The following is a 21,112-nucleotide window of genomic DNA, read 5'->3' as shown; positions in this document are numbered from 1 at the left end:
ATAAGGTAAATAACTATGGTATGTGCTTTTTAATCTCCCAGTTATAAACAATTAGCTTTGTAATGTTCGTTTGTCATTAATGGAAAAGTGAGAAATACGAGTTTTGATTAACCAAGTTCCATTTTGACGCACATACTCATCGTCATATCGAATACTACTATCGGTGATGACTTCTTTCCCATCTTCTTCGCTCACTAATTTAACTTGGCAGTAGGCAATACCTGTTGCAGTATCGCCATCAATTTTGACAACTTGTTGTCCGTTCATGTGGTATGAACGTTTAACATTAGCTGTGAAACTTGTGAATACTTCTTCCAGTTGTTTTGTTCCTGAAATATCAAACAATAAATTATCACCCATGTACACTTGAACTTTGGTATCAGGTGTAAATAAAGGCATTTGACCTGGAATGTTTTTTTCATCGGCCAAATTTGAGAATGTATCAACTAATTCTTTTAATTCTGATTTTGCTTGTAAAATTTCTAATGACATGGAATTTCCTCCTTATTTTTAATTTCTGTTCTAGTGATTTCTAGCGAGCTAGTTTAGAACAGAAAATTGTATTCTTATTCCTCTATCTTGATGTCATTAATAATTCACATTGATAAATTATGTGACATCTGTAAATAATTATAAACAGAATCAAAATGTCTACAATTGTCAATTAACCTTGATCCGTGAAATAATGCACAAATCATTTAAAGTTGTTCATAATCTTTTAGAATGACTACCGCATGTCTAAGGTGGATAGAAAAATCAAATTAGCTTTGTAATGTTCGTTTGTCATTAATCGAAAAGTGAGAAATACGGGTCTTGATTAACCAAGTTCCGTTTTGACGCACATACTCATCGTCATATCGAATACTGCTATCGGTGATGACTTCTTTCCCATCTTCTTCGCTCACTAATTTAACTTGGCAGTAGGCAATACCTGTGGCAGTATCGCCATCAATTTTGACAACTTGTTGTCCGTTCATATGAAATGAACGTTTAACATTAGCTGTGAAACTTGTGAATACTTCTTCCAGTTGTTTTGTTCCTGAAATATCAAACAATAAATTATCACCCATATACACTTGAACTTTGGTATCAGGTGTAAATAAAGGCATTTGACCTGGGATGTTTTTTTCATCGGCCAAATTTGAGAATGTATCAACTAATTCTTTTAATTCTGATTTTGCTTGTAAAATTTCTAATGACATGGAATTTCCTCCTTATTTTTAATTTCTGTTCCTGTGATTTCTAGCGAGCTGTTTAGAACAGAAAATTGTTTTCTTATTCCTCTATCTTGATGCCATTAATAATTCACATTGATAAATTATGTGACATCTGTAAATAATTATAAACAGAAACAAAATGTCTACAATTGTCAATTAACCTTGATTCGTGAAATAATGCACAAATCGATTAAAATTGTTCATTATCTTTTAGAATGTTTGGTGACTACCGCATGTCTAAGGTGAATAGAAAAATCAAATTAGCTTTGTAATGTTCGTTTGTCATTAATCGAAAAGTGAGAAATACGGGTCTTGATTAACCAAGTTCCGTTTTGACGCACATACTCATCGTCATATCGAATACTACTATCGGTGATGACTTCTTTCCCATCTTCTTCGCTAACTAATTTAACTTGGCAGTAGGCAATACCTGTGGCAGTATCGCCATCAATTTTGACAAACTGTTGTCCGTTCATATGAAATGAACGTTTAACATTAGCTGTGAAACTTGTGAATACTTCTTCCAGTTGTTTTGTTCCTGAAATATCAAACAATAAATTATCACCCATGTACACTTGAACTTTGGTATCAGGTGTAAATAAAGGCATTTGACCTGGAATGTTTTTTTCATCGGCCAAATTTGAGAATGTATCAACTAATTCTTTTAATTCTGATTTTGCTTGTAAAATTTCTAATGACATGGAATTTCCTCCTTATTTTTAATTTCTGTTCCTGTGATTTCTAGCGAGCTAGTTTAGAACAGAAAATTGTTTTCTTATTCCTCTATCTTGATGTCATTAATAATTCACATTGATAAATTATGTGACATCTGTAAATAATTATAAACAGAATCAAAATGTCTACAATTGTCAATTAACCTTGATCCGTGAAATAATGCACAAATCATTTAAAATTGTTCATAATCTTTTAGAATGACTACCGCATGTCTAAGGTGGATAGAAAAATCAAATTAGCTTTGTAATGTTCGTTTGTCATTAATCGAAAAGTGAGAAATACGGGTCTTGATTAACCAAGTTCCGTTTTGACGCACATACTCATCGTCATATCGAATACTGCTATCGGTGATGACTTTTTTCCCATCTTCTTCGCTCACTAATTTAACTTGGCAGTAGGCAATACCTGTTGCAGTATCGCCATCAATTTTGACAACTTGTTGTCAGTTCATATGAAATGAACGTTTAACATTAGCTGTGAAACTTGTGAATACTTCTTCCAGTTGTTTCGTTCCTGAAATATCAAACAATAAATTATCACCCATGTACACTTGAACTTTGGTATCAGGTGTAAATAAAGGCATTTGACCTGGAATGTTTTTTTCATCGGCCAAATTTGAGAATGTATCAACTAATTCTTTTAATTCTGATTTTGCTTGTAAAATTTCTAATGACATGGAATTTCCTCCTTATTTTTAATTTCTGTTCCTGTGATTTCTAGCGAGCTAGTTTAGAACAGAAAATTGTTTTCTTATTCTTCTATCTTGATGTCATTAATAATTCACATTGATGAATTATGTGACATCTGTATATAATTATAAACAGAAACAGAATGCCTACAATTGTCAATTAACCTTGATTCGTGAAATAATGCACAAATCGATTAAAATTGTTCATAATCTTTTAGAAAGTTTGGTGACTACCTAATGTCTAAGGTGGATAGGAGAATACTCAAATCTCAAGAAGCGATAAAAAAAGCTGTTATTGAACTGATGTCTGAAAAAAATTTTGATCAGATTACCATACAAGAAATTTCCGACAGAGCAAATGTCAGTCGAAGAACCATCTACCTTCATTACCTGGATAAATTTGATTTGCTGGATAAACTAATTGAAGAACATATCAACGAACTAAAGGATTTGGCCGAATCCGCATCTGATATGGATTTTATCGATGGGAATCTAATCTGGTTTGAATACTTTGAAAATCATTATTTATTCTTTTCAACAATGTTAGCCAGTAAAGGAGCCCCTTCTTTCCGTAGGCAGTTCCTTGAGTTTGTTATCGAAGGTTTAAAGGGAGAAGTAAATGTAACAGAAGGAAAAAATCACGGTATAAATGAAGAGATAGTTCTTCGATTTATTGCAGGTGCTTATGTGGAATTAGTGGAATGGTGGTTTATTAATGGAATGCCTTATACGCCTCAAATAATGGCGGAACAGGTGGGCATTTTAATAGAGAGAATTGTATAGTTTAAAAAATCCAATAACATAAAAAACCCTAATCTCCTACTTTAGTTAGGAAATCAGGGTTTTGCTTTCAAAAGAAACATAGTTCAAACACTATTACTTAGCCATAAAAAATGCCATTAACAACTAAATGAACGTATTTTGTGCATTTCCAATAGACTTAAATTGTTAATTATCCACCCATTCTAAAATAATAAGCTGCCTATTGACAGCTTATTTAATTCCTTATTTAGAAAGTTGTTTTATAGGGCTATTCATGTAGGTTCTTAGTATAATAGATGATAAGCCTAATAACAAAAATAGCGATCCCACTAATAATACGTACTGTACACCCATTCCTGATATAATTAACCCACTTACTGCAGTACCAATTGTTATTCCTAAGTTACCGCAAGTTAGAAACAATCCATTTGCGAAATCAGGAGCTTCAGGAGCTGCAGACGCAATCCAATATTGACTAATATTATTTCCTATAGCAAATAATACTCCCCAAATCAAAACAAATATTATAGCTATGGGTCCAATGAAATTAGTCATTAAGAATGCTAAAATGTAAACTAATCCTAATACGATTGGGAAAGTTACTACAGTTTTAAGAGTGTTTTTAGCAAGTAACCTCCCCGCCACGATGTTTCCAACAAGACTGGTTATACCAAAAAGGAATAATACCAAACTCAATGTTTTCCCAGATATATGAGCGAAATTTTCAAGATACTCAGCAACGTAACTATAAACCCCAGAAACTGCTGAATTAATAAAAATGACAGTAGCAATTGATAACCAAATAATAGGTTTTTTTAATACACTTACTTGTGCTCCGTAAGAGATTCTATGCTCTACGGGCATAGATGGTACAAAAAGCAAGGTAACTATGAATGCAATGGCATTAACGATAGCAAAGAATGACATCGCCATTTCTAATGAAGCTACATTCGCTATAAAAGTAACAATCGGTACACCAAGGATCATACCAGCAGAAACTGCCATCATTATTTTAGATATAGATTTTCTTGCTTCTTCTGGGGTACCTGATGTAGCGGCCACTGTCAAAGCTAAAGAGATATAAATTGGGTGAAAAAAAGCAGGAATGACACGGGAGATTAATAAAATCGTAAAGTTTGATGTAAGCATTGAGACAATATTTCCTAAAATGAAAATGCCAAGTACAAGTAACATGACTTTTTTGCGGTTTATACCAGAAAACATTAACGGCATCGTGGGACCAGATATTGCAACAACAAGTGCAAAAAGACTTACAAGCAATCCTGCTTTAGACACACTGATATGAAAGGTGTCAGCAATTACAGGTAATATACCAACAAACCCCATTTCGGTACTTAAGATACCAAAAACACCTATGACCAATATAAGTATAAGCAAGTTATTTGATTTAGTCATAAAACATCTCCCTAATTTTTTTATACCTCTTACTTTATGGTTTAGCTAAACCTCAAAAATTGACAACGAGGTATTAATAGACATCTGTACATAATATAGAATAAAAAAAAGATAACTACAATTGCCAAATAATCAAGTTTCGTGCATTAATAGACAAATCAAAATAAATTGTTCATAAACTTTAAAGAAATTTTTAAACAAAACGGCCATTCCGATATAAAAATTAACCAATGGCAAAAAAACCCCGACCTCCAGCATTATTTAAGGAAGTCAGGGTTATCGCTATTAAAAAGCTATTGCTGAAACAATATTACTTAGAACCCAGAGCACCAACCACAGGATGTGGAACATAAGGCTCTTCTAAATACGCAACTTCTTCATTGGTTAACTTAACCGATAGAGCCCCCACGGAATCTTCAAGATGAGAAATTTTGGTTGCACCAATAATTGGAGCTGTTACTGGTTCTTTCTGCAATAACCAGGCAAGTGCGATTTGGGATCTTGGCACACCATGTTTTTCCGCCAATTCCGCAACTCGTTCCACGACTAAACGGTCATTATTTTCAGTTGCACCGTATTTAGATCTTTGGGTTGCGTCTGTTTCAGAACGAAGAGTGTCTTCCGACCAATCACGGGTTAATCTACCTGAAGCAAGAGGGCTGTAAGGAATTACGCCGATTTTTTCTTCCTTACATAATGGCAGCATCTCCCGTTCCTCCTCACGGTATATGAGGTTAAGGTGATTTTGCATCGATACAAATCTAGTCCAACCATTTTTCTCAGCCACATGGTTCGCCTTCAAAAACTGCCATGCATACATCGCAGAAGCACCGATGTATCTTACCTTGCCAGCCTTCACTAGGTCATGGAGAGCTTCCATCGTTTCTTCGATTGGTGTGTTGTAATCCCAGCGATGAATCTGATACAGATCCACATAATCAGTCCCAAGACGTTTCAGACTCTTATCAATTTCTCTCATAATATGTTTTCGGGATAATCCTATACTGTTCGGGCCTTTGCTGTTTAAGTCTTTGCCCAATGGAAAATAAACCTTAGTTGCTATGACAATTTCATCTCGATTTGCAAAATCTTTAAGGGCACGTCCGAGAAATTCTTCACTCGTTCCATCCGAGTAAGTGTTAGCAGTATCAAAAAAATTGATACCTAACTCAAGAGCTTTTTTAATAACTGTACGACTGTTCTCTTCATCAATTACCCACGGATGCATCCAACGTTCCTTTTCTCCAAAACCCATACAGCCAAGGCAAAGTCTAGATACATCCAATCCTGTATTTCCAAGTTTCGTATATTCCATGTGATAGTCCTCACTTTCCAAAAGATGTAACATATTTAATCTTTGATTTTAAGTATATAAATAAACATTATTTTTACATATCAAATCGATTGACATTAATGATCAAGTTTACATGTACCAATCCATTTCCCAAAATTTGAGGGTCGTTTTGTGAAAAAAAACAACCTCACTTTGGTTACTAAATTAGCAATTATACCCATATTCTGATGGCTCAATTCAAACTCAAAGACATTTAAATTTTCCAAGGTGATCGCTTTTAAAAACCTATTTTTCAAACACTAAACCAAAATTAATTATGACCTACTATTGAGTGAGGTACATACGGCTCTTCTAGAAAAGCAACTTCTTCAGGCGTTAACTTGAGTGATAGAGCACCTACCGCATCATCAAGCTGAGAAATTTTCGTAGCACCGATAATAGGAGCTGTTACTGGTTCTTTCTGCAGCAACCATGCAAGTGCGACATGAAGGCGAGGAACACCATGTTTCTCTGCGATTGATGCAACTCGGTCTACGACTAATCGATCTAAATCCGCAGATGGTTCATATTTAGATTTTAGAATCTTGTCTGTTTCTGAACGATGAGTCTTTTCCGACCAATCACGTGTCAATCTGCCTGATGCGAGCGGACTATATGGGGTCACCCCTATTTTTTCTTCCTTACAAAGAGGCAACATCTCCCTTTCCTCTTCACGGTATATGAGATTTAGATGATTTTGCATGGATACAAATCGAGTCCACCCATTTTTCTCAGCTACATGTAAAGCCTTTTGGAACTGCCATGCGTACATAGCAGAAGCACCTATGTATCTTGCCTTTCCAGCTTTCACAACATCATGCAAGGCTTCCATTGTTTCTTCAATTGGGGTATTGTAATCCCAGCGGTGGATGATATAAAGGTCTACATAGTCTGTTCCCAGTCTCTTAAGGCTCTTATCAATTTCACTCAGGATGGCCTTACGGGAAAGCCCAGAACCATTGGGGCCTTGATGCATACGCCCCCAAACCTTTGTAGCGAGCACAATTTCATCCCGATTGGCATAATCCTTTAATGCCCGTCCAACAATCTCTTCACTGGTTCCACCTGCATAAATATTTGCTGTATCAAAAAAATTAATACCATAATCAAGGGCTTTTTTAATAATAGGACGGCTGCTCTCCTCATTAAGTACCCATTGATGACCTCCTGGCTGTACCTCACCAAAGCTCATACAGCCAAGGCAGAGTCTTGAAACATCCATTCCCGTATTTCCGAGTTTTGTATATTCCATTTACACTCCCTACTTTCCAAATATTTTTAATCTTCAATTATAAGTATAAAAATAAATGTGAGACTTACAATTGTTAAATAGTTATAATTTGTTAATTAATGAACAGATGGAATAAAATTGTTTAATAACTTTAAAGAATTGATGGTGAGTAAGTGGAGTGGCGAACCACGCTTATTTGGAACAATAAAACAGCCAGTGTATATAACCTGGCTGTTATCCTTCAATCTCCTAGTAATAAGTGATCCTCGATAAACTGATTAAGTTCTTTTGATTTTATACATCCTTTTCTCCGTTTTTTCTTTACAGCTCTAAAGTGAACCTTCATATTATCCATATTTATTAATTCTTTTAGCGATAAGTCTCCCACAAGTAGCTTAATTGCAGTTTCCTTTACCTCTTCATCAGTAGTTTCGTTAAATAGAAGAAATGCCCAATCGGTTACTTTGTCCATTTCTAAACATCGTCACCCTCCCAAGTCCCCCATATTTTGATTTCTCTATAATTCACTGGCTTTCGGCTCTTATTTTCAATTAAGAGCAGACCCCGATCTTCCTTATAATCATGGCAAAACTTATATTCATTTGGGTGTTCATTATCTACGTAAAAGTAAACATCCATCCCAGGGCTATGCCAATTAATGTCGGTATCATTTTTAAGGCGAACTTCATCCCAATTAATGCCTTCAATATCGCCGCATATCCCTTTCATTTCTTCAATAATCAGTTTTTCGATTCGATAAATTAGGCTGTCACTCATTGCTATTCTCCAATTCTTTTAATCGTTTAAATGTTTTTTCTTGAGAATCTTTATAACCTCTAATGAAGTGTTCAATGTATTTTTCACGAGCTTGAGGTAAAATAAAATCTTCTTCATCTGCGGCTTCCTCTGCCATTTTGCTTATTTCTTCATCAGTGTCTAGGTAATCTTCGGGAACAATTTGGCCTAACAGTCGTTTGCGTTCATGATTCTCATACAACTTTTTGCAATCATCAAGAAACTTAATCCGTTTTTTCTCTTCTTCTGGAACCACTTTACCGTTTAGCTCGTCTATGACATCTTGAGCGTCTTTTCCCGTGAGTTTAATAGGTTTGTAATTGTTCGGATAAAACCGTTCCTTCACTTCCTCAACCGTACTATAACGGTTCGGATCATGATCTACCCATTCTGATTCGGGGAGTTTTGCTCTTTCTTCAACCATTAATTCTTCCTCTTCCTCCAAATCCGAAGGGAAATCCCTGTTATAAAAATATGTTTCGTGCAACAGTTTTAACGTCCTAATCCGTTCACCATTATTCATTGATTCGATTGCTGCAACAATGTCCCCAGCTTTCATCATCGTCCTCCTTTACCAACGGCGGTTTAATGATTTTGATAATTACAAACGGTAGTTCACTATGTCTCGTTCTTTCCGTGAAAAACTTAAAGAATTCGGCTTGATTAGCAAATCGAGGCAGTGATTGTACTTCATCGGCTGTAATATCAGCAGTGAAAATAACTTCATCACCAGTTCTTAATTTAAGTTGATAATTATGCGGTTCACTCATTTCTTCACCTTTTGTTCTTTCTTCCATTCCTTATAAAATTTATTGAACTCCTTCACGCCGTTAAATACTAACCGTGTTTCACGTTTGAACTTGATTTCTTTCGATGGCTCCGATGGGAATAGAATTCCCTTCGCCCTTTCGACAGCTTGGTCGAGTGCTCGTTGCCTTGCGACTGGATCCTTTATATAAAACGGATGTTTAGTGATGTCTCCGTTCCTTTTATCAGTCATTCGTTATCTCCCTTTCTAAATGGTGGTAAGCTAACTCTATTTCGTGCTTGCTCCATCAATTCATTAGGTACCATCGCATCTTTTACCAAGCGATAAAATTCATCGACTATTTTACCTAATCCTTTTTTCGTCCTTTCATTAGTTTCGGTTTTTATTAAATCTTCAATATCACGAATAACACTTAATCGAGCTGCTAAATAGGTGGTTGAAGACATTCCATTTAACTCTTCGATAAACTTTTTTAATTCACGCTGGTATCGCTGTTCTTCTGGCGGTAATTGACTTTCTTTAATTTGCTCATAACCTCTACGATAATCGCTTATTTCGCTCTCTGTTCGTATATCGCTAAATCCCCAATGGTTGTGTATTTCCCGCATCACCTTTTCAAATATGGAAAATTCCTCGTCAGTCATTTATGATCACGCCTCGGATTAATAATGCTGGCAAAATGCTTGGCTATTTCAGGTCTATTCTTAACCATTTCTTCATACTCATTGCGAATCTTTTCGTCATTTAACTTTTTTGCCGTTTCTTGCAACCATTTTAATTCTTTATCGTCCATTGTCGTCCTCCAAGTGTTTTCGCAATTTAATATAAAAACCTTCAATTCTGTCCCTGTTCATTACCGTCCTCCTTTTCAATGTCATCCAGTTCAAGTTTCGCAAATAACTTATCTACGTCTGTAACAAAATTCATTCTCTGTTTAATTAACTGGTTGTAATATGAGGTTCGTTTATTGTCTATCTCTATAACATCGGGAAGCGGTAATTTTGTAACGTAGGCGATTACTTCTAAAGGTGTGAAACAGCCACATAAACGGTATGCTATTCTTCTCCGTTCTTTATGAATTTCAATGCTCATTATCGTCCTCCTTTTTGACACACTTACTTAAATACCACCACCAATGTTCTTTCGGTTGCATAGCGTCATCAAAATCCCATATTCTGCTCATTATCATTTGAAAGTAAGTCTTCTAATACATTACTGTCCTCCTAACCCATATTTAGGATGACGCTCCCATCTTTAAGAGCCACTGCTGCACAAACATCTAAGAACTCAAGAGTTCGCTCTTTTTCGGCTTTTGCATCAAGCTTTTGGCCTCCTCCAGCAATGGTAAGCATGCCAACAATCGGATCGAGTTTTTCTATTATTGGCTCGCTATAAAATTCTAGGCTTTCAATATACTGCATAGCGGATGCTAATTGTTCTGCTGTAAATGATATATCACCTTTATCTCCGCTGTACTGACCGTAAGGATTTTCCAATCCCAGCGACTTGTAGAAATGTTCCACATTCGGATTCCAGACCTGAAAACTCTTACTGCCAATCAATCTACCTTCTTTGGTTCGTGCTTCGGTGTAAAAACCCATTAATCATCGCACTCGCTTTCTTTTTTCTTTATTTGGCCATCTGGATATTTACCAACAATATCGCCTTCCTTATTCTTGTAAACGATATAAGTGCCATGCTTCCGAGCCTCTTCCATAGCGAATTCGCCAGTCTGGCCGATGATTTTTACTATTTCATCATAAAAGAACGGTTACTAATTACACTCATTACCCAACCACGGCACTGATAACTGCACCAGCCAATGGATTGTCAATCTTGCAGTTGCGGAACAAATAGTTGATCAGCACAGGATCCGTGTAGAACTCCTCGACCAGAACTTTCCCTTCCAGGAACAACATAATAAACTCGCATTCTATTCGAATTTCCACCCCATCCTTGTCCAATATCCTTAAATCATCAGCCCACTCGTACGAATACCCGTCATCTTCGTCTTTAACGTTTATATCGTGGAGTTCTCCATCTTCGGACATGCCTTTTTCGTAATAATCGAAGTTACCGTTTCTGTGCTCACCTAGGATTTCCCGCAAGATCTCATAGAATCCCTTGATATTTTCCTTGAATATGTCATTTTTAAGGAAGCCTTTGATTGTACCGTCTTCCTGTAATTCCAAATTGAAAATAGACGTATCAATTCGTTTATCCAATGCTTCCTTCCACTCTACTTCAGTTAATGCTAGATTTTCACGACTCCATTTTGTTGGCCCTTTGGTTGCCTGAGCACCGAATTTGTTAATGATTCCTATTGTATAAAATGTCCCCACGTTTTGTTTTCCTCCTCAATTTTTTTATTAAAGATGGTCATTTAAACCAATCCTCCCAAACTATTGTTAAAAACATCAGTAAGATTAATACGTTATTAAATATTAAATCTCGAAGTACTCTTCGGTATTCAATTCCACTAATTTGAGTACTTCTTTTGGTTTTCCTATATTTACGTACACTCACGATCGTATCGCCTAGAGTCATAACTAAAAATAAGACTCTTAACCAATTGATAAAAGTATCTAGCGGTTCCACCTTCCCTCCAGAACAAAGGATGAAGTCTTGGGGCATAATGTTACAGACTCCATCCCATTGGTTAACTCTTAGTCTTATTTTTGGGGATTTCTTTAGTAAATTCTTCAATGAATTTAAGCTTTTCTACGCTCGTTATATGCTTATATTGAAGGGTTGCTGAAATAGCCGATAACCTCATAAGTTCGATCATATGTTCATGCCTTTGCATCATCATTTTCAATCTTATTTCATCCCATTCTTTACCCATGACTTACCTCCTGAAATTTTTTATAGTGAGAACTAATGCAATTACAGAGATAATAAAAATAAAACCAACAGCGACTAGTACACTAATGATTGTTAGTGCTAACATATTACTACACTCACTTTTTCTTTTTTCTAAACCATTTTCGAAAATATACGGTAAGAATGATTGGGAGCCAAAAAATCCCACACACAATCAGCAGTAAGGAATAATGACTTTATAACCACCAATCGGTTCACAAACCTCTAATAACCTTTCAAATTCATGAATAATTTCTTCGGTCCCTTTTTCTATTTCCTCATCAAGTTCTACGATTAGTTCATAACCAAAAGCAAGTCCAAGGATGATATAAGATGCAAATATAACAATTTGAGATGGTATAAGAACTCACCTCTTCAATTCCTTTGTTAATACTCGGAGTCTTCCCTTATCAAGGAGGTCCTCAATTTTGTTTTGGTACATTTTTATTTCAAGATACGAGTTTGCTTCACTCAGCTGTTTTATGAGTCCTTTATATAACAGTGCTTCTTGAGGCGTAAAAATGACTTCGCACTTTTCCATCCTACATAAACCTCCATGTAAAGGCCAAAGGTAAAATGAGCGTTTTTTTATATGTTCTAGACTTTTGTATGCAATTAATAGGAATTCACTTCTGTAACACTAGTAATATTAAAAAATGGAGTTTTAAATTTGGATTGCAGCTTATCTTGAAAAGCAATTGTTTTAGCCACTAAATCAATTTGAACGACCTGACAAACCTTTTTATTAAAAAATCCACCTTTCCAAGTAGTAACTTGAAGCAAAGTGCCTTGCATAAGGCTTTTTTGCAGCAATCGTTCCATTTCTTCAATCTCCATTTCATCCAGGATAGGACGGGGTTGCTTGTTTGCCTCGTTCATCATTTTCTTTAATTCACGGATGTGTTCAGGCATCATAAAAGAGGCTGTCCATTTTTTTGTTCCTCGATCCCTTATCATCGTTGTTTTGCTCCTCCTTTAACTAATGAATAAATTGGTTGGCATTATTCCTTACAAAAAATAGTTGTTTGATTCGTTCAAGGTTATTAAAATACCAATTTCGAATGGCCAATAATATTTCTTCATTCATCGTTATGAAAATCGTTGCCTGATCAACTCTCTTTCCTCGACTATCCAACCATTCATCGCTTCTTCTCTTTAAACATTCCTTATTTCGAACTTCAAATTCTTTTGTGACTTTAAGAAAAAAGAAGTAAATGTAATCTTCGTCTTCCTTTTCTCCGTAAAGGCCCCAAATATAAAGGCCTCTACTGTCATGGTTTTGATATGGCTTCATAGATGAAAATTTTAAAAAATGGTTTTCAGTCTCGATTTCTTTTGTCCCCCTTTCTATTAAAGGATGCTTCCTTGCTTTCATTTTATAAGAACGTACGTTCCTCGTACATAGCACTAAATAGTGTTATTTTGCGTTTAATAGATTGGCTGGCCTGCAATAACGAATGGAATTTTATTGATACAGAACGTATGTTTGTGCTATGATATTAGTAAGAAATTTCATATAAATAAAGGCCTAGAGGGTGATGAATATTGACGGATAATCGGGAAAGGTTTGGAATTTATCTTCCTCCAAAGTTAAAAGATAGACTCCGAGATCTGCACGATGAAACAGGCTATTCAATGAATCAATTAAGCCTAATGGCGATTTGTCATCTAGTGGCGGATTACGAAGAAAATGGGGCTTCAATTTTTGAGGAGTTGCAAAAAATTAAGAATGAAGTGAATGATCGCTTAAGTTAATATGGAATTAATAACGGGTAAGGAAAATAAAATGTTCCTTACCTATTTTCAAAGCGGGGATAGTTAAATGAGTAATGATAAAAAAGTAACTAGTATAGAGAGCTACCGAACGTTAAAATTTCATGGTCTGCCCTTAAAAGCTGAATTAGCGGAACTCCTTGATAAGCCTTATTCACAGACAGAAAATAATATCTTTCAATTGATTAAAGAAGGAAATGAAGTAGTATCTTTTTATGTTGAAAATAAGTCCATTATATTGACATTTTTTGATGGCAAAGAAGCTATGAATATTCGATTTTATATTGATGAGAATGGGGATATTGAAACAGCTTTAACTCCACTCCCCTTTGATTAGAGCAAAGCTGGATTGACAAAGAGTTCCTTTTTAATTGTCATAAATACTTTTAATAGCCAAATTTTTATTATTAATCCTTGTAAACTGGTATAAGCAAGGGTTTTTTTTCATACAAAAATATCAGGAAGAGAAAATCATCAGACGATTAATTACTTCTCATTTGCGGACGTGACATCACAGCTCATTACATCATTGGGTGTCCAGTATATTATAAGGAGTTCGATGTGTTGTGAGTGAACAAATTTATTCGAAAAAGCAAGCTTTAGGTTACATTGCAAATGCATTATTTCATGGCGATATTCCATACAGTGATCTAAAGGTAATCATGGGCAGAGCCAATAATAATATTAAGAGAGATCAAATGATGCATTGGACCAGTGTTAATGACTTATTTCTTTCGATTTGCGGTAATAATCGATACATTAATGCTCGAAACATGAAAAAACAATTAAACATATGCCTAGGTACTCTGCATTGGTCATTTGATCATCATAACGAGGAATGGGCTGAAAAAATGTTTGATGCTTATGTTTTATTCTCAGGTGATGATAGTTTGCTAAACGGTATTTAAAACGAAAGTGCCACGCAAAACATAGTAACGGGTTCTCTTGATGGGAGTTTCTTAGAAAAACACCAAAATAGGACTTGTTACAGCATGCATTTGGAACAATTCTAATAAGAACGTAAAAAACTCCTGACTTACCAAGGAATCAGGGGTTTTGTTGTATTAGTGCTTCCGTTTCGAAAAGGATTTCTTTTACCCGTTTTGAAAGGAATGTCCTTTCAAACATAAAACAATTTTACTATATTTTTACAATGATTCTATTGTAAGTTCCTTTGACACCAACTGATAGACTAACAGAGTACCAACGACAAGAACATATGTTCCACGTGAAACATAAAAAAATTGCGAAATAAAAGGCATCAGCGTTTACCGATGCCTAATCATTCCTAAAAGCCGTCTATTAAAAGGCTGCTTTAAAGTTATGTTGGTCACTCATTCGCTATTTTTTACTGTATAACCATGTAGTTGAAAAGGTTCGGACAAATATGAATCATCAAAAAAGTTAATGGGATTATCCAACTGACCGTTAAATACAACGATTTCCTCAAAGAAACGACTTCTTGCGATAATCGCTTCATGTTCAATTTATTTAAACATATGAACCCGCTTTTTGTTCAAATCTTTGCCACCCATTATTGTCCAACCGCTGAAAAATATCATCTTCCTTAGATATTAAACTAGCTGGAATAGCAATTACAGTTAGATGTGTAGGTCTGCTCAATGCCACATAGGCCAATTTCAAAGACTTTATAGTCTCATTACTTTCTAACCTGTCTGGTATCATGGCTGGGATAGTATAATTTCCAGCAAAATACTCTTTAAGTAGGTCAAACATCCAATATTCAGTTGGCGGAGCTGTGGTGTAGTCCCTAAATATTGTATCTATCACTAACATCGTTGAACGATGTTTCTCGCCTTTTACTGAATGGATAGTACCAATATAAAATTCAGGTTCGCCTTCAGGAATTCTTTTTATTTCCTGAGTAGACAATGTTCGATGGAAAGATTTTAACTGTGAGTGTATATCTATAATTGAAAATTCAACTACACTGTTACTCGTCAGGACTGCAATAACATTTTCGAGATTAAAAATGACCAAATCTATTAAAGGCTCTTTCTTAATTAATTCTATAATACAGTTGCTTAATTTCACCTTACAATCTAAATTTGTATCACAATTTTCCTTCATTTGTTTAAAAGGAGTATCCAATTCCTTCGATAGTAAACCCATTAAAAAATTGTAGATTTTTTTTATTTGTCCTTCGTCTTTTTTAGACTTAATTGACGGTCTCTTATATGCAGAAAATAGATGTTCTAAATCGTCGTGTAAAAATGAAACTATAGCATCTTTTTTTGTGGAGCGAAAAAAGGATTCTGATTCCTGTTCACATACCTTGATCAATTCTCGATACTGTTGAAGTAATTCTTCCTCGTTTTCATAAATAATAAAATGCGGAGCAAATGATTCAACAACTTTTAATGATTCAAAGGTATCATATTTCTCAATACAGACATTTTTGAGCATATTTGAAATGTTTTGTCCAAATCTTGATGTTTTAGAAATTTCTTTATAGAGAATTTCACTTTCCCTTATTGGTATCCACGCATCGTTATTACCTTCAAAAATAGTGTATAAAGCCTGATAGGGGTCTCCAAATTTTTGAAAGGAAACTTTTTTATTCGAAAAAAGTTTATTTAACAGATTATATTGTAATGGACCTGTATCTTGGGCTTCATCCAAAAGGACGTATTTGAACCGACCTATGATTGCATTCCGTATTGGTTCCTCAAATCTTTCAATATACCAATTACTAAGTTCAAGACACTGTTCATTATTTAAAATTCCCATATTGAAAAGCCTTTTGATACTGTTTTCAAAGGCTTGTTTATATCTGTGGTTAGCATTGCTAAACACAGAAAATGACAAGTCATCAGAGATTACGATCTTTGGAGAGGCTTTTCTAATATTTGGAGGCCTGTGGTTATACCATTCTGGTTTAAGTAGTTCAAAAATATCATCAAATTTCTTTTTATATTCATCGTCATCTACTGCTCTAAAAATTTTATCCCCATGAATAATATGAAACGCCTTTTTTGCAAAAAAAGTATTAAAGAAATCTTGAATGGTCCCTATGAAATTAGGATACTCAACATTTGAAATCCCAATTTTTTTTAACCCATTTTTTATTTCGTCCACTGCCACATTGGTATGTGTGATAAGGCATATTCCCTGGTTAATATCTGGATTTTGTTGTAGTAGTAACGCAAGTTTTGCTATTAAAACAGTGGTCTTACCTGTTCCTGGCCCTGCAACAACATTAACAGACCCATCAGCGAGTATTGCTTCTTTTTGTTGATCAAAAAAATCAAATCCATCAGGTAAAAGTTTAGATGTTATTAATGCAAGTTGATTCTCTACAGTCATAAATTAACCTCCTCCAAAACTTTAGTAACCATTGAAGCATGGATTATAGCATCGACAAGATACTTTAGCTTTTGATCACTCATGACTGTATCTCTCAACTCTTTACTTTTTTCTTCGTCTTTCATAATTTCATTTATTTTAATAGCAAGAAGTTGTGCCACTTCCGCCTTGGAAACAATTTTGTCATTTACTGGCTTAAAAATCTTGTAAGCTACAGTTTCATCCTGATTAGTGTCTGCACTCAATTGTTGTTTCAGTTCCTCAAATGTTTTTTGGGGTTTACCTGTATAAGGATTTTTATATCTTACTTCATGTATTGCTTCTAAAAGTAAAGGTGCTAATGCACTTAATGCCAAACTATATTCCAAAGTCCAATCTGGTGCGATACTAATTTTCAAATTTGCATCATACTCCGAATATTTCATTTCTAAATTAAGATTTTTTTGTTGGGAAATAGACGATATGTACTCTTCCGTAATATCCTTTTTAAGAATTTGCGAAATTGGCTCTTGATTGGAGTCATTCAGTGTAAATCCAAAGTCAGCAGCTAATTTTTTTACTGTAGAATACTCATTACCTATTAGGTCCAAAGTTATATCCTCAGTATTTTCCTCGCACAAATCGAGAACACGAGTTAACTCATCCTCATTTAATATTGAATATATAGATTTAGTTTTCCCTTCATAATTATAATAAATCCAAGGCTTAACATCTAAATCGGTAATAATTGATAATGGCATATTAATTGAAGGGTATCTTATTTCTCTTAACCATAAATCTGATCTGGAAAATAGTTTAATATAACGTTCAAAAGAAGTCCCTCTAATATTCACCAGTGATATTCCATATTTATGAAGGGGGTATCCAACTAAATTAGCTAGTGCTGGTAATAAGAGCATTTCTGAGTCACCCTCTACAAAAATGACACCTTTTGCAAAAAATAAATTACTTTTTGTAGAGTCAAGGAATCTCTCAAGAAAAGCATAATCTTCATTATCTAGCCTTGTAAATCCTTCTCTCAATGGATAAGCAAACTTTTGATGCATCAGAATAACGTTTTTTGGATCAATGGATGCTACAAGGTTTGGACTATGGGATGAAAGGATAAACTGGCTCTGATTATTTGTTCTTTCAAGCTCTTCTTCCAAATATTTAATGAGCCTTATTTGTGCTTGAGTATGTAAATGAGCTTCTATCTCTTCAATTAAGGTAATTTGTGGACCAATTATGTTTTTGCCTTCGGGAGAATTGTTTACTAGCAACAATTCTGTAGCGATAAATAGCAAATTTAAGTTTCCCAATCCTAAATTTACATCTTCTGTATCAAGACTTAATTTTCTTAATATTGAAGATAAATCTGTACTAGATACTGAAAATTTTGACTTTGATTTACTTTGATCAGCGGTGTCATAAAAATCACTTAATAATTTCTCTATATCTTTAACTAATGAACGTCCGTCTACATATTCCTCTTCGAAATAGTTTTCAATTTTGTTGTTGGCTTCCTCCATTGCTTCTACAAGTTTATGCACGTTATCATTATCCGAGTTTTTAAACGCAGGATGGGCTTTAAGGATTTGAGCCAGTCTAGAACGAAAACCTGGTTTCAATTCATTACTTGCATCTCTCAATGGCTTCAAATAAGTGGTTTTTAGCAAATTTTTAGCATGGTTATCTAATCTACTCTCAAAACTCTTATCCCCTGCCTGGACTTTTCTATCAATGTATTCTTGACCATTTTCATTTCTCTTTTTTTCAACTCGTAGGGAGACTCTCAACTGGTAATCATTATTATCATCAAAGGACAACCATTCAAGAAAAGATCCCGCCTCATAATCAGATAGGTTTGAAAATATACCTTCAATATAAAAGAAATCGCTATAAGTATCCTTTGAAAAACAAAAAAAATCTTCTTGAGTTATTTTTTCAAACTCATCACTAACACTTCCTAATAAGTACCTAATAGCATCTATGATCGCTGTTTTACCAGCATCATTTTCGCCTACTAAAACATTGAAATTGGGGTTAAAGAAAACCGTAATAGCTGGTTTTCCATCTTCCATCATTCCAAACTGTCTAAAATTTGTTAAACTGATACTTTTTAAATACATTTAAACAATCTCCTTCTTATTGCTTTATCAGTATTTTCAAAAACTAATAACTTCTAGAATCTATCATATCACTCATAATTTACCATTTAAATATATAATCCATAAGTCAGAGTTTTTTATACTGATGGATTAGAATTTATGGTTCAAATTAGGACCTTACCTCCAGCTTAATAAAAAAAATACTCTTAGTTGTTGAAAACGTTTATTAGAATGGTCTATTTTTGACAAGTGAACAGCTACTTTTCGGACACCTAAATAACGAAATTCAATATTCACCCTTGACGGTATAAGCATACAATTTTTTGAGGTTTACCTATATTCGTTAATAAGTTTCTTAGCAATGTTGTAGATTTCATAAAAAAATTCTCAAAAAAAGCATAACTTGCCAATATGGCAAAATTATGCTTCTAGTTACATAAATTTATTTTCTCCCTTTTATAAAACTAGCAAGTCCGTAGCACCTTGTTTTCATTTAGAATGCAGTTTTATCGTATTTCTTAAATTTCCCTCAATTGATTTCTGATATTTTTTATACCCCTTATAATCTTTAAGGATGACCAATGCTTGTTCTAAAATTGAACGTTCGGTTTTCGCACTTTTTTCATAGAACTCATTCATAAAATCACCTTCTGGTTCAACATTTCCGATTCCTTTAAATGTAAATTCAATACCCCAAAAATACGCTTGATAACCAGTATCAAATAGTAAGAAAACAATTGTTGAATCATCGTTTTTTAAATTGAAGGCTAATTCTATAGCTTCTACAGAGTCCATTCCTCCGAGAACTCCCACACGAACTTTTCGTTTTCCCAGCAGCTTATCTAGAACAAAAGCTTCGGGAAGGTATTGTTTTTTTTGTTTAACTTTCACTCTTCTTTCTCCTATTCAATATTTTAGTTGGTTTCTTTACAGTTTCAATGCAATAACATTTGTGATTGTTTCCAATTCAATGGTTAATGTGGATTCATGTTCGTCATTGACTATAATGGATTGGTTTGCCTCAATGATACGTTTGATTTGGCAATTTATTTTGGTCGTAAAACCGTTTATTAAGGTAGTGACTTCAAGCCAAGTGCCAAATAAAAGGCTTAGCTTAAATAAAGAATCCATTTCTTTCATTTTTGTTTCTTTCAAGATGGATCTGGGCCCAAATATTTGTGTATGGTCAGGAATGAAGATGAAGGATGTCCACTTCTTATTCCCGTGATTTTTAATAGACAATTTCCCCATCTTCCTTGCTTTAAGATTTTTAAAACCTTATTTTTTCCACAAAAGTGAACATATGTTCCAAGTGAAACATGTTGATAAAAAGGTAAGGAACTTTCTCCCCTACCTTTTTCCATGTTTTTAATAAATTTTAAAAACTGTATCTAAACTTTGATGAACTCGATACATTGGGAATATTATGTGCGGTTTCACCATTAAGTAATAGTTGAAAGGTTAACCAGACCCTTAATGAATTGGGAGTAAACTTATTTCTTGAAAGGAGTTCAGCCAACTCTAACTCATTTGAATCTATTAAATCTTTAATAAGGAAAGAGACTAACTTCTCAAACTTCCTACGATAACTCTCGACAGTTAACGGCTTTCCCTTTGCATTAACAAATAACGGAAGGGATGGCCCTTGCATATTATTCGACTTTAGTCTTTCAAAATGACGTTTACGGTAATACTCTAATATTGATAAAAACTTTTCATAATCAATTTGTTTACACTGGTGTTTATATCCTATACTAATTGTAATACCTCCCATTTTTCCCTCATCAGTTGAATATTTAAATCCACCAAAATTAGCTTGTCTAAGATTACAAACATCATTAGTTCGAATGGCATAAGTAGCTTGTAAACAAATAGCGAACGAAGATTCGGGACAATGTAATTCGCTTAATTCTAGCAATCTCCAAATGACTTTAGCGGGAATTTCCCTTAAAAAGTCATTTTTGCTTGTTACCTTAGACTTTGGAACATAAGCTCTTGCTGTGTTACTTCTACTACTTCGGACAGGTCTTTGAATCTCATCCAAGATAATATTCTCATCATTTTCTGGTTGATTTTTAGATTTTGAGTTTTGATTTTCCATAAAAAGCCCTCCT

Annotated in this window: 31 protein-coding genes; 4 read left to right on the top strand and 27 right to left on the bottom strand. The window is 34.4% G+C overall.

The window, feature by feature from the left end:
• Positions 1-51 precede the first annotated feature (51 nt).
• The 5 genes from J7E66_RS08395 to J7E66_RS31695 form a co-directional block, all read right to left on the bottom strand.
• Positions 52-492 carry a nuclear transport factor 2 family protein gene (locus tag J7E66_RS08395; protein ID WP_214999131.1) on the bottom strand — a complete coding sequence of 147 codons (441 nt, stop codon included), beginning with the start codon at positions 490-492 and terminating at the stop codon, positions 52-54.
• 269 nt (positions 493-761) lie between these two features.
• On the bottom strand, positions 762-1,202 hold the full coding sequence (locus J7E66_RS08390; protein WP_088087117.1) for a nuclear transport factor 2 family protein: 441 nt from the start codon (positions 1,200-1,202) through the stop codon (positions 762-764).
• Between the two features lie 275 nt (positions 1,203-1,477).
• Positions 1,478-1,918: a nuclear transport factor 2 family protein gene (locus J7E66_RS08385; RefSeq protein WP_214999129.1), complete on the bottom strand. Its 441-nt coding sequence runs from the start codon at positions 1,916-1,918 to the stop codon at positions 1,478-1,480.
• A gap of 269 nt (positions 1,919-2,187) precedes the next feature.
• The gene (locus J7E66_RS31700; RefSeq protein ID WP_483861497.1) at positions 2,188-2,379 is read right to left on the bottom strand and encodes a nuclear transport factor 2 family protein; all 192 of its coding nucleotides are present in this window, start codon (positions 2,377-2,379) and stop codon (positions 2,188-2,190) included.
• A 15-nt stretch (positions 2,380-2,394) separates the two neighbouring features.
• The gene (locus tag J7E66_RS31695; protein ID WP_251032835.1) at positions 2,395-2,628 is read right to left on the bottom strand and encodes an SGNH/GDSL hydrolase family protein; all 234 of its coding nucleotides are present in this window, start codon (positions 2,626-2,628) and stop codon (positions 2,395-2,397) included.
• Positions 2,629-2,877: 249 nt separating this feature from the next.
• Here J7E66_RS31695 and J7E66_RS08375 point away from each other — a divergent pair, with 249 nt between their 5' ends.
• Positions 2,878-3,423, top strand: a complete 546-nt coding sequence (locus tag J7E66_RS08375; RefSeq protein WP_214999127.1) for a TetR/AcrR family transcriptional regulator — start codon at positions 2,878-2,880, stop codon at positions 3,421-3,423.
• A 222-nt stretch (positions 3,424-3,645) separates the two neighbouring features.
• Here the strand turns inward: J7E66_RS08375 and J7E66_RS08370 are convergent, their stop codons facing one another.
• From J7E66_RS08370 to J7E66_RS08290, 17 genes are all read right to left on the bottom strand, one after another.
• On the bottom strand, positions 3,646-4,818 hold the full coding sequence (locus tag J7E66_RS08370) for an MFS transporter (RefSeq protein ID WP_214999125.1): 1,173 nt from the start codon (positions 4,816-4,818) through the stop codon (positions 3,646-3,648).
• Between the two features lie 310 nt (positions 4,819-5,128).
• The gene (locus J7E66_RS08365; RefSeq protein WP_214999123.1) at positions 5,129-6,133 is read right to left on the bottom strand and encodes an aldo/keto reductase; all 1,005 of its coding nucleotides are present in this window, start codon (positions 6,131-6,133) and stop codon (positions 5,129-5,131) included.
• Positions 6,134-6,422: 289 nt separating this feature from the next.
• Positions 6,423-7,403, bottom strand: coding sequence for an aldo/keto reductase (locus tag J7E66_RS08360; protein WP_214999121.1), 981 nt, complete (start codon positions 7,401-7,403; stop codon positions 6,423-6,425).
• Positions 7,404-7,623: 220 nt separating this feature from the next.
• Positions 7,624-7,854 (bottom strand): hypothetical protein, encoded by a 231-nt coding sequence (locus J7E66_RS08355; RefSeq protein ID WP_214999119.1) that lies wholly within the window; start codon positions 7,852-7,854, stop codon positions 7,624-7,626.
• A gap of 2 nt (positions 7,855-7,856) precedes the next feature.
• Positions 7,857-8,159 carry a hypothetical protein gene (locus tag J7E66_RS08350; RefSeq protein WP_214999117.1) on the bottom strand — a complete coding sequence of 101 codons (303 nt, stop codon included), beginning with the start codon at positions 8,157-8,159 and terminating at the stop codon, positions 7,857-7,859.
• Positions 8,152-8,736 (bottom strand): hypothetical protein, encoded by a 585-nt coding sequence (locus tag J7E66_RS08345; protein WP_214999115.1) that lies wholly within the window; start codon positions 8,734-8,736, stop codon positions 8,152-8,154. Before J7E66_RS08345 ends, J7E66_RS08350 begins: the two co-directional genes overlap by 8 nt.
• Positions 8,693-8,947, bottom strand: a complete 255-nt coding sequence (locus J7E66_RS08340) for a hypothetical protein (protein WP_214999113.1) — start codon at positions 8,945-8,947, stop codon at positions 8,693-8,695. The genes J7E66_RS08345 and J7E66_RS08340 overlap by 44 nt, the downstream gene beginning before the upstream one ends.
• Positions 8,944-9,177, bottom strand: a complete 234-nt coding sequence (locus J7E66_RS08335; RefSeq protein WP_214999111.1) for a hypothetical protein — start codon at positions 9,175-9,177, stop codon at positions 8,944-8,946. The genes J7E66_RS08340 and J7E66_RS08335 overlap by 4 nt, the downstream gene beginning before the upstream one ends.
• Positions 9,174-9,590: a hypothetical protein gene (locus J7E66_RS08330; RefSeq protein ID WP_214999109.1), complete on the bottom strand. Its 417-nt coding sequence runs from the start codon at positions 9,588-9,590 to the stop codon at positions 9,174-9,176. Before J7E66_RS08330 ends, J7E66_RS08335 begins: the two co-directional genes overlap by 4 nt.
• Complete coding sequence (locus J7E66_RS08325) at positions 9,587-9,739, bottom strand: hypothetical protein (protein WP_214999107.1); 153 nt, start codon at positions 9,737-9,739, stop codon at positions 9,587-9,589. Before J7E66_RS08325 ends, J7E66_RS08330 begins: the two co-directional genes overlap by 4 nt.
• Positions 9,740-9,780: 41 nt before the next feature.
• Complete coding sequence (locus J7E66_RS08320) at positions 9,781-10,038, bottom strand: hypothetical protein (RefSeq protein ID WP_214999105.1); 258 nt, start codon at positions 10,036-10,038, stop codon at positions 9,781-9,783.
• A gap of 131 nt (positions 10,039-10,169) precedes the next feature.
• Positions 10,170-10,547, bottom strand: a complete 378-nt coding sequence (locus J7E66_RS08315) for a hypothetical protein (protein WP_214999103.1) — start codon at positions 10,545-10,547, stop codon at positions 10,170-10,172.
• Between the two features lie 186 nt (positions 10,548-10,733).
• On the bottom strand, positions 10,734-11,288 hold the full coding sequence (locus J7E66_RS08310) for a hypothetical protein (protein ID WP_214999101.1): 555 nt from the start codon (positions 11,286-11,288) through the stop codon (positions 10,734-10,736).
• A gap of 317 nt (positions 11,289-11,605) precedes the next feature.
• Positions 11,606-11,791: a hypothetical protein gene (locus J7E66_RS08305; protein ID WP_214999099.1), complete on the bottom strand. Its 186-nt coding sequence runs from the start codon at positions 11,789-11,791 to the stop codon at positions 11,606-11,608.
• Positions 11,792-12,175: 384 nt separating this feature from the next.
• Entirely contained in the window at positions 12,176-12,349 is a 174-nt protein-coding gene (locus tag J7E66_RS08300) for a hypothetical protein (protein WP_214999097.1), read from the bottom strand.
• Positions 12,350-12,423: 74 nt separating this feature from the next.
• Complete coding sequence (locus tag J7E66_RS08295; protein WP_214999096.1) at positions 12,424-12,765, bottom strand: YolD-like family protein; 342 nt, start codon at positions 12,763-12,765, stop codon at positions 12,424-12,426.
• A gap of 22 nt (positions 12,766-12,787) precedes the next feature.
• Complete coding sequence (locus tag J7E66_RS08290; protein WP_214999094.1) at positions 12,788-13,102, bottom strand: hypothetical protein; 315 nt, start codon at positions 13,100-13,102, stop codon at positions 12,788-12,790.
• Positions 13,103-13,353: 251 nt separating this feature from the next.
• Here J7E66_RS08290 and J7E66_RS08285 point away from each other — a divergent pair, with 251 nt between their 5' ends.
• The 3 genes from J7E66_RS08285 to J7E66_RS08275 all read left to right on the top strand — a co-directional run bounded on the left by J7E66_RS08285 (position 13,354) and on the right by J7E66_RS08275 (position 14,489).
• A complete protein-coding gene (locus J7E66_RS08285; RefSeq protein ID WP_214999092.1) occupies positions 13,354-13,563 on the top strand; it encodes a ribbon-helix-helix domain-containing protein in 210 nt (69 codons plus the stop codon).
• 67 nt (positions 13,564-13,630) lie between these two features.
• On the top strand, positions 13,631-13,918 hold the full coding sequence (locus J7E66_RS08280; protein WP_214999090.1) for a hypothetical protein: 288 nt from the start codon (positions 13,631-13,633) through the stop codon (positions 13,916-13,918).
• A 229-nt stretch (positions 13,919-14,147) separates the two neighbouring features.
• Positions 14,148-14,489: a hypothetical protein gene (locus tag J7E66_RS08275; protein WP_214999088.1), complete on the top strand. Its 342-nt coding sequence runs from the start codon at positions 14,148-14,150 to the stop codon at positions 14,487-14,489.
• A gap of 583 nt (positions 14,490-15,072) precedes the next feature.
• On the opposite strand, the gene J7E66_RS08270 is transcribed toward J7E66_RS08275, so the two are convergent.
• The 5 genes from J7E66_RS08270 to J7E66_RS08250 all read right to left on the bottom strand — a co-directional run bounded on the left by J7E66_RS08270 (position 15,073) and on the right by J7E66_RS08250 (position 21,099).
• On the bottom strand, positions 15,073-16,908 hold the full coding sequence (locus J7E66_RS08270) for a UvrD-helicase domain-containing protein (RefSeq protein WP_214999086.1): 1,836 nt from the start codon (positions 16,906-16,908) through the stop codon (positions 15,073-15,075).
• Entirely contained in the window at positions 16,905-19,019 is a 2,115-nt protein-coding gene (locus J7E66_RS08265; protein WP_214999084.1) for an ATP-dependent nuclease, read from the bottom strand. Before J7E66_RS08265 ends, J7E66_RS08270 begins: the two co-directional genes overlap by 4 nt.
• A gap of 468 nt (positions 19,020-19,487) precedes the next feature.
• Positions 19,488-19,889, bottom strand: coding sequence for a hypothetical protein (locus J7E66_RS08260; protein WP_214999082.1), 402 nt, complete (start codon positions 19,887-19,889; stop codon positions 19,488-19,490).
• A gap of 36 nt (positions 19,890-19,925) precedes the next feature.
• Complete coding sequence (locus J7E66_RS08255) at positions 19,926-20,240, bottom strand: YolD-like family protein (protein ID WP_214999080.1); 315 nt, start codon at positions 20,238-20,240, stop codon at positions 19,926-19,928.
• 136 nt (positions 20,241-20,376) lie between these two features.
• Entirely contained in the window at positions 20,377-21,099 is a 723-nt protein-coding gene (locus J7E66_RS08250) for a hypothetical protein (protein WP_214999071.1), read from the bottom strand.
• Between the last annotated feature and the right edge of the window lie 13 nt (positions 21,100-21,112).

This window comes from Bacillus sp. ISL-7 (genome assembly GCF_018613065.1).
This window is presented reverse-complemented; position numbering and strand designations above follow the sequence as displayed.